Source organism: Streptomyces monticola (assembly GCF_042665355.1).
GTDB classification, from domain to species: domain Bacteria; phylum Actinomycetota; class Actinomycetes; order Streptomycetales; family Streptomycetaceae; genus Streptomyces; species Streptomyces monticola.
Genome location: NZ_JBHTCF010000017.1, coordinates 200,094 through 211,836 on the forward strand (window position 1 = coordinate 200,094; position 11,743 = coordinate 211,836).

The following is an 11,743-nucleotide window of genomic DNA, read 5'->3' on the forward strand; positions in this document are numbered from 1 at the left end:
GCCCCGGCTCCCGAACTCCCCTGCCGTGGCCGGACACACCGCGGGCCGGGCTCCCCGAGGGGAGCCCGGCCCGGCGCGTGAGTGAGCCCTGCCGACCCTTACTTCTTCCTGGCAGTGGCCTTCTTGGCGGTGGTCTTGCGCGCCGTCGACTTCTTGGCGGGCGCCTTCTTCGCCGTGGCCTTCTTCGCGGGCGCGGTCTTCTTCGCCGTCGCCTTCTTCGCAGGTGCGGCCTTCTTCGCCGTCGCCTTCTTGGCCGTGGTCTTCTTCGCCGTGGCCTTCTTGGCGGTGGCCTTCTTGGCCGTCGTCGCCTTCTTGGCCGTGGTCTTCTTCGCCGTGGTCTTCTTGGCGGTGGTCTTCTTCGCGGTCGCCTTCTTGGCGGTGGCCTTCTTGGCCGCGGCCTTCTTGACGGTCGCCTTGGTGCCGCCGCCCGAAAGGCTGCCCTTCGGGGCCTTCTTGACCGCGACGTCGTTCTTCGGGAGCTTCTTCGAGCCGCTCACCAGGTCCTTGAAGCCCTGGCCCGCGCGGAAGCGCGGCACCGAGGTCTTCTTGACCCGGACCCGCTCACCCGTCTGCGGGTTGCGGGCGTAACGGGCCGGACGGTCGACCTTCTCGAACGAGCCGAAGCCGGTGACCGAGACACGGTCGCCACTGACGACCGAGCGGACGATGGCGTCGAGTACCGCGTCGACGGCGTCGGCGGCCTGCTGACGGCCACCAACCTTGTCGGCAATCGCTTCTACGAGCTGCGCCTTGTTCACGTCTTCCCCTTCGGAGACATTGCCGGAACGAATCTGTTCAGGCTTTTTCGCACGTTAGGCAGATATATACCGCAAATCAAACACGAAACGGGCTAATCACCCTTGTGCCGCAACGAACTGGACTGTCAGGGAGTTCCATCAGTTCGGTCCGCAGCGCCATCTGTGGGGAATCGACCCGCATCCAGCTCAGCTGTGAACTGGTCCAGACGCCTTGCCGCATCAGTGAGATCGTGTTTGGCCGCGGCCGTAATGACCAGCAGCTTCCGGGTCAGCGCCATCCGTACGCCCTCCGGGACTTGCAGTGTGCGCACCTTCGCGTGCGCTTCTTTCAGCCGGTCCGCGACGAGCCCGTAGAGCTCGAGTTGGCTGTCGCGGTCCATGCACCGATTGTGCCATCTGGGGCGAGTTGTCGCCTCACGAGGTCTCAGCGTGCCGCCCAAATGGGGTTTTCGAGCCTCTCACGGCTCCTAAGTCGCCGTGGCCGCGGGCTGCGTGACGACGGCCGCCGCGGGGCTCAACTCCCCTGCTGGGGCGGGGGGTTACGACACCTGGAAGCCAAAAAGCCGAACCGCGGCCTGCTCGCAGGCCGCGGTTCGGAAGGGGGTGCCGATTCGGTTGCCCGAATGGCCGATTCAGACCTGGACGGTGCGCGGCTTGTGTGCCGGGCGCTTCGCCTCGTAGGCCGCGATGTCGGGCTCGTTCTGCAGCGTGATGCTGATGTCGTCAAGGCCGTTCAGGAGCCGCCAGCGGGAGTTCTCGTCGAGGTCGAAGGCGGCGGTGATGCCTTCGGCGCGCACCTCGCGGGCCTCCAGGTCGACGGTGATCTCGGCCTGCGGGTCGTTCTCCGTCAGTTCCCACAGGGCGTCGACGACCTTCTGGTCGAGTACGACCGTCAGGAGGCCGTTCTTCAGCGAGTTACCGCGGAAGATGTCGGCGAAGCGGGAGGAGATGACGGCCTTGAAGCCGTAGTTCTGCAGCGCCCACACCGCGTGCTCGCGGGAGGAACCGGTGCCGAAGTCGGGGCCGGCGACCAGGACCGTGGCCCCTTGCCGCTCGGGCTTGTTGAGGACGAAGGTCTCGTCCTTGCGCCAGGCCTCGAAGAGCCCGTCCTCGAAGCCGTCGCGCGTGACCTTCTTCAGCCAGTGGGCCGGGATGATCTGGTCGGTGTCGACGTTGCTGCGGCGCAGCGGGACGGCCCGGCCGGTGTGTGTGGTGAAAGCTTCCATGGTTCTCAGACTCCGGCGGGGGTACGGACGTCGGACAGGTCGGCGGGCGAGGACAGCTGGCCGGTGACCGCGGTGGCGGCGGCGACCTGGGGCGACACCAGGTGGGTGCGGCCGCCCTTGCCCTGCCGGCCTTCGAAGTTGCGGTTCGAGGTGGACGCGGAGCGCTCACCGGGCGCCAGTTGGTCGGGGTTCATGCCCAGACACATCGAGCAGCCCGCGTGCCGCCATTCGGCGCCGGCCTCCTTGAACACCACGTCCAGGCCCTCTTCGACGGCCTGCAGCCCGACCCGCGCGGAGCCGGGCACGACCAGCATCCGTACGCCGTCGGCGACTTTGCGGCCCTTGACGATGTCGGCGGCGGCGCGCAGGTCCTCGATCCGGCCGTTGGTGCAGGAGCCGACGAATACGGTGTCGACCTTGATGTCACGCAGCGGCTGCCCGGCCTTCAGGCCCATGTATTCCAGGGCCTTTTCGGCGGCCATGCGCTCCGAAGCGTCTTCGTACGAAGCAGGGTCGGGGACGTTCGCCGACAGCGGCGCGCCCTGGCCGGGGTTGGTGCCCCAGGTGACGAACGGCGCCAGGGAGTCGGCGTCGATGACGACCTCGGCGTCGAAAACGGCGTCGTCGTCGGTCTTCAGGGTCTTCCAGTACGCGACCGCCGCGTCCCAGTCCTCGCCCTGCGGGGCGTGCGCACGGCCCTCGATGTACGCGAAGGTGGTCTCGTCGGGGGCGATCATGCCCGCACGGGCACCGGCCTCGATGGACATGTTGCAGATGGTCATGCGGGCTTCCATCGAGAGCTTCTCGATGGCGGAGCCGCGGTATTCGAGGATGTAGCCCTGGCCGCCGCCGGTGCCGATCTTCGCGATGATGGCGAGGATCAGGTCCTTGGCCGTTACGCCGTCGGGCAGTTCGCCGTCGACGGTGATGGCCATCGTCTTCGGGCGGGCCAGCGGCAGCGTCTGGGTGGCCAGGACGTGCTCGACCTGGGAGGTGCCGATGCCGAACGCCAGGGCCCCGAAAGCGCCGTGGGTGGAGGTGTGCGAGTCACCGCAGACCACCGTGGTGCCGGGCTGGGTCAGACCCAGCTGCGGCCCTACGACGTGTACGACGCCCTGCTCGACGTCGCCCAGCGGGTGCAGGCGCACCCCGAAGTCGGCGCAGTTCTTGCGCAGCGTCTCCAGCTGCGCCCGCGAGACCGGGTCGGCGATGGGCTTGTCGATGTCGAGGGTCGGGGTGTTGTGGTCCTCGGTGGCGATGGTGAGGTCCAGGCGCCGCACCTGCCGGCCGCTCTTGCGGAGGCCGTCGAAGGCCTGCGGGCTGGTCACCTCGTGCAGCAGGTGCAGATCGATGAAAAGGAGGTCGGGCTCGCCCTCGGCGCGCCGGACGACATGGTCGTCCCAGACCTTCTCCGCGAGTGTCCTACCCATCGCTTTCCCTCCGGCCGGAAGTGTGCGCCGGCCCAACTAGAGATGTGAGCGGCGACGTCCGTACCCCACGTACCGGACGTGCTCCGCTGGGCCCGTTGGTCTGCGGGCCGCTGTCCGTACAGGGTGACAAGTTCCCTGGGAAATTGAACTTGCGTTTCACAGAGTGAGACGCGAGTATCGTTGCATGGACAACTCTAGCGGCGTTGGCGTCCTCGACAAGGCAGCCCTTGTCCTGGGCGCCCTGGAGTCCGGTCCGGCCACCCTCGCAGGGCTGGTCGCGGCCACAGGACTCGCAAGACCTACTGCACACCGCCTCGCCGTGGCCCTGGAGCACCACCGCATGGTGGCCAGGGACATGCAGGGCAGGTTCATTCTCGGCCCGCGGCTCGCCGAACTGGCCGCCGCGGCCGGTGAGGACCGCCTGCTCGCCACGGCCGGGCCCGTACTGACCCACCTCCGGGACGTGACCGGCGAGAGCGCCCAGCTCTACCGCCGCCAGGGCGATATGCGTATCTGCGTCGCCGCGGCGGAGCGCCTGTCCGGACTGCGGGACACGGTGCCGGTGGGCTCCACGCTCACCATGAAGGCCGGTTCTTCGGCCCAGATCCTGATGGCCTGGGAGGAGCCGGAGCGCCTGCACCGCGGCCTGCAGGGCGCCCGTTTCACGGCCACCGCCCTGTCCGGTGTACGCCGCCGCGGCTGGGCCCAGTCGATCGGCGAGCGCGAGCCGGGCGTGGCCTCGGTCTCGGCGCCCGTGCGCGGCCCCTCGAACCGCGTGGTCGCCGCCGTCTCGGTCTCCGGACCGATCGAGCGCCTGACCCGCCACCCGGGCCGGATGCACGCCCAGGCGGTCATCGACGCCGCCGGCCGTCTCTCCGAGGCCCTGCGCCGCACCGGCTGAGTCCGGCACACGCCGTACCTGCCGGTCCGGCTCACATGGCGAGGGTCCGCCTCAACGCCGCGGCGGACCTGCCCGCGGGCACCCGAACCGTCCATCGGGCGCCCGCTCCAACTCCCCTTCTCCGTCAAGCCGATTGCAGCCGGTCGGCGGCCCCGCTCTCCACGCCGGCCGACCGGCTCCGCATCCGTGTGCCGCTCCCCGCACCCGGATTCCCGTGCGGCGTCGACGAGTTGCCGCCGTACGCCCGCGCGGCGGCCCAACTGGCCGTCACGGACCTGGACTTGGTGGCGCGATTCACACCGGACGTGATTCACACCGGAGGAGACGGGAAAGAGAAGAGGCCCTCCGCACCAAGTGCGAAGAGCCTCTTCCATGCGTACCCCCGACCGGATTCGAACCGGCGCTACCGCCTTGAGAGGGCGGCGTGCTAGGCCGCTACACAACGGGGGCATGATCGCGTGCATTCACGTGATCAGCTGGCCTACCAGGACTCGAACCTAAACTAACTGAACCAGAATCAGTCGTGCTGCCAATTACACCATAGGCCACTGGTTGTCTAGACCAGTTGGTACCCCCGACCGGATTCGAACCGGCGCTACCGCCTTGAGAGGGCGGCGTGCTAGGCCGCTACACAACGGGGGCCCTAGCGATCCTGCATCAGAAACAGTGGGTGCGACCCGATCTGTCCCCGCGGGAAGGATCTGTACCCCCGACCGGATTCGAACCGGCGCTACCGCCTTGAGAGGGCGGCGTGCTAGGCCGCTACACAACGGGGGCTTTGCAGATGAGCTCTGCGAGCTGGCCTACCAGGACTCGAACCTAGACTAACTGAACCAGAATCAGTCGTGCTGCCAATTACACCATAGGCCACCAAAACGCAACCCCCGCTGGGAGCCTTGTTCGGCTTGCGCTTCCCGCTCCGGCCTCTCGGCCCGGCGGGCGGCGCAGGAAGAACATTACCCGAAGGTGGACGGCGCTCCAAAACGGGTATCGGCGGCGAGCAGGGCCGGGAGCTCCGCGAGGCCGGTGATCCGGCGCACCCCGCACGGGACTTCGGCGTCCGTGCGCCCGGCGCCGTTCCGGTCGAGCCAGATGCCTAGCAGTCCTGCGTCGTGCGCGCCGCGCGCGTCGATCTCCGGTTGGTCGCCCACGTACGCCACTTCGGCGGGGTCGAGGGCGAGGGCCGTGCACGCGGCGTGGAAGGCCTCGGCGGCGGGCTTGGAGACGCCGAGATCCACGGCGCAGAGCAGGGCCTCGAAGCGGTCCCGGACTCCCAGGGTGCGGAGTTTGCGCTCCTGGACGGAAGCGGCGGAGTTGGAGAGGACCGCGTGCCGGTAGCCGTCGGCGAGGGCGTCGAGGGCGGGCACGGTGTCGGGGAAGAGGGACCAGGCGGATTCGTAGTGCCGTATATAGCGGTGGAACCAGGCGTCGGCCTCGGCGTCGTCGAGGGCGGCGTCCAGGAACTCACGGACGCGGTCGCGGCGCTGGGTCAGAAAGTCGATCTCGCCGGTGCCGACGCGGGCCCAGTGGCGTTCGGTGATCTGCTTCCAGAGGGCGAGGGCTTCGACCGCGGTGCCGTAGCGGTCGAGGGCACCCTCGGCTTCCAGGTGGGCGCGCATACCGACGGAGTCAGCCGTGGCGTAGTCGAAGATCGTGTCGTCGATGTCCCAGACGATGGCTCGGATCGGCATGCCGCCGACAGTAACGGCCGCACCCGACCCGGCTGGGGGCTCGGGGGTCATCCCCCGAAGAACACAGTGTCGATGTCCCAGACGATGGCTCGGATCGGCATACCGCCGACAGTAACGGCCGCACCCGACCCGGCTGGGGGCTCGGGGGTCATCCCCCGAAGAACACAGTGTCGATGTCCCAGACGATGGCTCGGATCGGCATACCGCCGACAGTAGCCAAGGACACAGCGACGGTACGGCGAAGGGGCGGGGCCGGGGGTTTCCCGGTCCCGCCCCTTCGCCGTCTCCGGATGTCGGGTTACGCCAGCTTCGCCAGGGCCGCGTCGATGCGCTGCAGGGTCTTCTCCTTGCCCAGGATCTCCAGGGACTCGAAGAGGGGGAGGCCTACCGTGCGGCCGGTGACGGCCACGCGGACCGGGGCCTGGGCCTTGCCGAGCTTGAGGCCGTGCTCCTCGCCGGCGGCCAGGACGGCTTCCTTGAGGGACTCCGGGCTCGTCCAGTCGGCCGCCTCCAGCTTGGCGCGGGCCGTGGTGAGCAGGGCCACCGGGTCGCCCTTGCCCATGGCCTTCGTCCAGCTCGCCTCGTCCTCGACCGGCTGCTTCAGGAAGAGGAAGTCGACGTTCGCCGTGATGTCGGAGAGGACCGTCAGACGGGTCTGGGCGTGCGGGGCGATGGCTTCCCAGGCGGCCTGGTCGAAGTCCTCGGGGGCCCAGTTGGCGTGCGGGGCCTGCAGCCAGGGCGCGCAGGCCTCGGTGAAGGCCTTCACGTCCAGGCGGCGGATGTGGTCGGCGTTGATCGCCTCGGCCTTCTTCAGGTCGAAGCGGGCCGGGTTGGCGTTCACGTCCGCCAGGTCGAACTTCTCGATCATCTCCTTGATCGAGAAGACGTCCTGGTCGGCCGAGAAGGACCAGCCGAGCAGGGAGAGGTAGTTCAGGAGGCCTTCCGGCAGGAAGCCGCGCTCCCGGTAGAGGTTCAGATTCGCCTGCGGGTCGCGCTTGGAGAGCTTCTTGTTGCCCTCGCCCATGACGTAGGGCAGGTGGCCGAAGGTCGGGATCTGCTGCGCGACGCCGAGCTCGATCAGGGCGCGGTAGAGCGCGATCTGGCGCGGGGTCGAAGAGAGCAGGTCCTCGCCCCGCAGGACGTGGGTGATCTGCATCAGGGCGTCGTCGACCGGGTTCACCAGGGTGTACAGCGGGGCGCCGTTGGCGCGCACGATGCCGTAGTCCGGGACGTTCTCCGGGGTGAAGGTGAGCTCGCCGCGGACCGCGTCCGTGAAGGTGATCGGCTCGTCCGGCATCCGGAAGCGGATGATGTGGCTGCGGCCTTCGGTCTCGTAGGCCTGCTTCTGCTCGGGCGTCAGCGTGCGGCACGTGCCGTCGTAGCCGGAGGGCTTGCCGGCCGCGCGGGCGGCCTCGCGGCGGGCGTCCAGCTCTTCGGTGGTGCAGTAGCAGGGGTAGGCGTAGCCGCCGTCGACGAGCTTCTGCGCGACGTCCTTGTAGATGTCCATGCGCTGCGACTGGCGGTACGGCGCGTGCGGGCCGCCGACCTCCGGGCCCTCGTCCCAGTCGAAGCCGAGCCAGTGGAAGGCGTCCAGGAGCTGCTCGTAGGACTCCTCCGAGTCCCGGGCCGCGTCCGTGTCCTCGATACGGAAGACCAGCTGGCCGCCGGTGTGCCGGGCGTAGGCCCAGTTGAACAGGGCGGTGCGGACCAGGCCCACGTGGGGGTTGCCGGTCGGGGAGGGACAGAAACGTACGCGGACGTTGGTCGCGTTAGCCACGCTTGATCACCTTGTTGGTGAGAGTGCCGATGCCTTGGATGGTGACGGCGACCTCGTCGCCGACGTTGAGGGGGCCGACGCCCGCGGGGGTGCCGGTGAGGATCACATCTCCGGGGAGCAGCGTCATCGCCTCGGTGACGTTGACGATCAGGTCCTCGATGGAGTGGGTCATCTGGCTCGTGGAGCCGAGCTGCCGCTGCTCGCCGTTGACCGTGCACTGGATCGCCAGGTCGGACGCGGCCGCGATGTCGAGGTCCGTCTCCACCCAGGGGCCGATGGGGCAGGAGGTGTCGAAGCCCTTGGCCCTGGCCCACTGCTTCTCGCGCTTCTGCACGTCACGGGCGGTGACGTCGTTGGCGCAGGTGTAGCCGTAGATGACGTCCTTGACGCGCTCGCGCGGGACCTCACGGCACATCCGGCCGATGACGACGGCCAGTTCGGCCTCGTGGTGCAGCTCGCTGGAGAAGGAGGGGTACTCGATGGCGTCGCCGGAGCCGATCATGGAGGTGGTCGGCTTGAAGAAGGCGAAGGGGGTCTCCGGGACGTCGTTGCCCAGTTCCTTCGCGTGGTCGGCGTAGTTGCGGCCGAAGGCGACGATCTTGTTGCCGAGCACCGGGGGCAGCAGCCGGACCTTGCTCAGCGGCACCTTGACGCCGCTGAGCTCGAAGTCGGCGTACGGAATGCCCTTGATGATGTCGAGGACCGGCTCGCCCTCGTCGCCGGGGCCTGCGCCCTCGACCGCGCCGAAGGCGACGTTGCCGTCGATGGAGAACCTGGCGATGCGCACGGAATGCGGGCCCCTCTGCTTGCGCTGCTTGGGCTCCCGGAGACTTCGGAGCTCCTGGAGACTGACGCTCCAGGCTAACGCGCACAGCGGGGACGACCTCGCCGTATTACTCCGCGACGGCGGTGGCCGGGGCCCGCGTGACTACTCCGCCGGAACGGTGACCGGGGCCTCCATCAGGACCGTGCGCCGGGGGTTGGCCGTGTTGGCCGGCAGGGCGGTGAGGTCGACGGGCTGCTCCGGCTGCTCGGGAGCCGTCTGCAGCTCCTCGGCGTCTTCCAGGTGCGCCAGGGTGGTGCGCCGCGGGTTGGCTATGTTGCGGAACATCATCGTCGTCTTCACTGCGGCTTCGACCTCTTGGATCTCTGTGGATTGGATCTCTGCGGACTGGGGGTTGACGGTTTAGCCATCCCTGTAAAGCGTCAGGCTAAACATTCGAATTCCCGGCAAAGACGGGAACTCCCCTTGATCTCCATGTGAGTTTGCTCACGAGCGCTCAGACGAAGCGGACAGAACGGGCGGCCAACTCGCCTCAGCGGAACGGACATTCCGCCATTGAAGTGCCGATTCCGCTCCTGATCATGGCGACTGGGACACCTGCCAGGCCTCGATAACTCGTACGCAAACGTCCGGTATGTACGAGATACGGCTACACGTCTCGTAGCGCGGTGCTCACCGGCTGTCACAGAGGTCACGGCCGGGTACCCGGGCCTTGTTGGAGATCCGGCACTGTGCTGGAATTCCCCAAACCGCCGCAGGTATGAACCGGCGCGCACGGGCGCAACGCAGCGCCGAGTGGCGGTGGGAGAGGGGGAGACGCGCCGGTCACTCACGACCACCCGGGCCCTTCGGGCCCACGACGCCGACACCGTCCCACCGTCTGTACGGAGGGACGCCTGGTCCAGAGGTTGCGACGCTAGTGCAGGGACGTTTCAAGAGGGAAGGCAGCGCTGCGGCGGAGCCGGAGCTGCGCGGCGGGACTAACCCCATGGCAAGCAGCTCCTCGCCGGCCGACACCCCGGGCGCCGACGGCTCGGGCCGCGCCGGGGGCACCGGTGCGTCCACAGGCAGGCCGTCGGCGGGCGCCAAGGGAGCGGGCAGCGCCGGCTCACGAATAGCCCTGCGCAACTGGCGCATCTCGACCCGTCTCGTCTCGCTGCTCGCCCTTCCCGTGGTCGCCGCCACCACCCTCGGCGCGATCCGTATCGGCGACTCCATGGACGAGATGGAGCAGCTGGACCGGATGAAGCTGCTCACCGACATGACCAAGCAGGCCACCGAGCTGGCCGCCGCGCTCCAGGAGGAGCGCGACCAGTCGGCGGGCCCCCTCGCCCACGGCGGCAAGTCGTCGGACTTCACGGTCAAGGGCTCGCGCGGCAAGACCGACCGGGCCAGGGACTCGTTCCTGCAGGGCACGTCGGACATCGACGACGCCCGCGGCGACCAGGCGATCAACAGCATCCGTGACAACGTCGTCCAGATCTCGACGCAGCTGCGGGCCCTGAAGGACATCCGGCGCGACGCCTACAAGAAGGGCGCGCCGACCTCGCAGACCGTCGCCAGCTACAACCAGCTGGTCGAACAACTGCTCAGCCTCTCCCGGGACATGGCGCTCGCCACCAGCAACCCGGAGATGATCCAGCGCACCCGTACCCTCGCGGCCTTCTCGTCGGCCAAGGAGTACGCCTCGGTGCAGCGCGCCGTGATCGCGGCCGCCCTGCCGCCGAACAAGGACGAGTTCGGCAAGCTCTCCGACAACGACCGGCTCTACGCGCTCTCCGCGCTGCAGAACGAGAAGGCGGAGATCAAGAGCTTCCAGCGGTCCTACGAGGGCACCGGCGGCAACGCCGCCGAGCTGACCAAGCCGCTCGACGACAACAACGCCGTCATCAAGGACGCCAACGACTACGCGGAGCGCGTCCTCGAGAGCCCCAACGGCATGAAGAACCGGGAGCGGCGGTCCTACAAGGACTGGACCGACGCCTCGACCGCCAAGCTCAAGCAGATGGCGCTCATCGAGCAGACGCTCCTGAACGACATGGAGCAGGAGGCCCGCAAGCTGCGTGACGAGTCGCAGCGCGAGGCCATCATCAACGGTGCGCTGATCCTGCTCGTCCTCGGTGTCTCGCTCGTCGGCGCGTTCGTCGTGGCCCGGTCCATGATCCGCTCGCTGCGGCGGCTCCAGGACACCGCCACCCAGGTCGCCCAGGACCGGCTGCCCGAGCTGGTCAAGCAGCTCTCCGAGTCGGACCCGCAGGACATCGACACCTCCGTCGAGTCGGTCGGTGTGCACTCCCGGGACGAGATCGGCAAGGTGGCCGCGGCCTTCGACGACGTGCACCGCGAGGCGGTCCGCCTCGCCGCCGAGCAGGCCCTTCTGCGGGGCAACGTCAACGCGATGTTCACCAACCTCTCGCGCCGTTCGCAGGGCCTCATCCAGCGCCAGCTCTCGCTCATCTCCGAGCTGGAGTCCCGCGAGGCCGACCCGGACCAGCTGTCCTCGCTGTTCAAGCTCGACCACCTCGCGACGCGTATGCGCCGTAACGGTGAGAACCTCCTCGTCCTCGCCGGTGAGGAGCCGGGGCGTCGCTGGACCCGCCCGGTTCCGCTGGTCGACGTGCTCCGTGCCGCCGCGTCCGAGGTGGAGCAGTACGAGCGCATCGAACTGGCCGCGGTGCCCACCACCGAGGTCGCGGGCCGCGTCGTCAACGACCTCGTGCACCTGCTCGCGGAGCTGCTCGAGAACGCCACCTCGTTCTCCTCGCCGCAGACCAAGGTCAAGGTCACCGGTCACGCGCTGCCCGACGGGCGCGTGCTGATCGAGATCCACGACACCGGCATCGGCCTCTCCCCCGAGGACCTCGCCGCGATCAACGAGCGGCTCGCCTCGCCGCCCACCGTGGACGTCTCCGTCTCGCGCCGCATGGGCCTGTTCGTGGTCGGCCGGCTCTCGCAGCGGCACGGCATCCGCATCCAGCTGCGCCCCTCCGACTCCGGCGGTACGACGGCACTCGTCATGCTGCCCGTGGACGTGGCCCAGGGCGGCAAGAAGGTCCCGGGCGGCAAGTCCGGCGCGCCCGCTCCGTCCGGTGGCCCCGCGGCGGCGCAGGCAGCCGCCGGTGTGGCCGCCGCGCGCCGCGGCGCCCAGGGCGGTGGCGCCCCCGCCGGTGGCGGCC

At 68.8% G+C, this 11,743-nt stretch carries 10 protein-coding genes and 5 tRNA genes; 2 read left to right on the forward strand and 13 right to left on the reverse strand.

The features are described 5' to 3' along the window. Positions 1 to 98: 98 nt before the first annotated feature. The 4 genes from ACFQVC_RS31980 to leuC form a co-directional block, all read right to left on the reverse strand. A complete protein-coding gene (locus tag ACFQVC_RS31980; protein WP_381837170.1) occupies positions 99 to 758 on the reverse strand; it encodes an HU family DNA-binding protein in 660 nt (219 codons plus the stop codon). Positions 759 to 883: 125 nt separating this feature from the next. Further along, positions 884 to 1,138 carry an SCO5555 family protein gene (locus ACFQVC_RS31985; protein ID WP_381837172.1) on the reverse strand — a complete coding sequence of 85 codons (255 nt, stop codon included), beginning with the start codon at positions 1,136 to 1,138 and terminating at the stop codon, positions 884 to 886. Between the two features lie 252 nt (positions 1,139 to 1,390). After that, complete coding sequence (gene leuD / locus ACFQVC_RS31990) at positions 1,391 to 1,984, reverse strand: 3-isopropylmalate dehydratase small subunit (RefSeq protein ID WP_381837174.1); 594 nt, start codon at positions 1,982 to 1,984, stop codon at positions 1,391 to 1,393. Between the two features lie 5 nt (positions 1,985 to 1,989). Beyond that, entirely contained in the window at positions 1,990 to 3,414 is a 1,425-nt protein-coding gene (gene leuC, locus ACFQVC_RS31995; protein WP_381837176.1) for a 3-isopropylmalate dehydratase large subunit, read from the reverse strand. 184 nt (positions 3,415 to 3,598) lie between these two features. Here leuC and ndgR point away from each other — a divergent pair, with 184 nt between their 5' ends. After that, the gene (ndgR, locus tag ACFQVC_RS32000) at positions 3,599 to 4,315 is read left to right on the forward strand and encodes an IclR family transcriptional regulator NdgR (RefSeq protein WP_055552755.1); all 717 of its coding nucleotides are present in this window, start codon (positions 3,599 to 3,601) and stop codon (positions 4,313 to 4,315) included. A gap of 377 nt (positions 4,316 to 4,692) precedes the next feature. Here ndgR and ACFQVC_RS32005 read toward each other — a convergent pair. The 9 genes from ACFQVC_RS32005 to ACFQVC_RS32045 all read right to left on the reverse strand — a co-directional run bounded on the left by ACFQVC_RS32005 (position 4,693) and on the right by ACFQVC_RS32045 (position 8,909). After that, positions 4,693 to 4,765: transfer RNA gene (locus ACFQVC_RS32005), tRNA-Glu, on the reverse strand. A 26-nt stretch (positions 4,766 to 4,791) separates the two neighbouring features. Continuing rightward, positions 4,792 to 4,863 (reverse strand) — tRNA-Gln (locus tag ACFQVC_RS32010). Positions 4,864 to 4,881: 18 nt separating this feature from the next. Continuing rightward, a tRNA-Glu gene (locus tag ACFQVC_RS32015) sits at positions 4,882 to 4,957 on the reverse strand. 62 nt (positions 4,958 to 5,019) lie between these two features. Beyond that, a tRNA-Glu gene (locus ACFQVC_RS32020) sits at positions 5,020 to 5,092 on the reverse strand. A gap of 21 nt (positions 5,093 to 5,113) precedes the next feature. Beyond that, a tRNA-Gln gene (locus ACFQVC_RS32025) sits at positions 5,114 to 5,185 on the reverse strand. Between the two features lie 86 nt (positions 5,186 to 5,271). Continuing rightward, a complete protein-coding gene (locus tag ACFQVC_RS32030) occupies positions 5,272 to 6,006 on the reverse strand; it encodes an HAD family hydrolase (RefSeq protein ID WP_381837178.1) in 735 nt (244 codons plus the stop codon). Positions 6,007 to 6,304: 298 nt separating this feature from the next. Then, positions 6,305 to 7,783 (reverse strand): glutamate--tRNA ligase, encoded by a 1,479-nt coding sequence (gene gltX / locus ACFQVC_RS32035; protein WP_381837180.1) that lies wholly within the window; start codon positions 7,781 to 7,783, stop codon positions 6,305 to 6,307. Then, positions 7,776 to 8,570 (reverse strand): fumarylacetoacetate hydrolase family protein, encoded by a 795-nt coding sequence (locus ACFQVC_RS32040; protein WP_381837182.1) that lies wholly within the window; start codon positions 8,568 to 8,570, stop codon positions 7,776 to 7,778. Before ACFQVC_RS32040 ends, gltX begins: the two co-directional genes overlap by 8 nt. 141 nt (positions 8,571 to 8,711) lie before the next feature. Then, positions 8,712 to 8,909, reverse strand: a complete 198-nt coding sequence (locus ACFQVC_RS32045; protein WP_381837184.1) for a hypothetical protein — start codon at positions 8,907 to 8,909, stop codon at positions 8,712 to 8,714. 577 nt (positions 8,910 to 9,486) lie between these two features. On the opposite strand from ACFQVC_RS32045, the gene ACFQVC_RS32050 reads away from it, so the two are divergent. Next, positions 9,487 to 11,743 (forward strand): sensor histidine kinase (locus ACFQVC_RS32050; protein WP_381837186.1); only part of this gene is annotated, 2,257 nt, incomplete at its 3' end.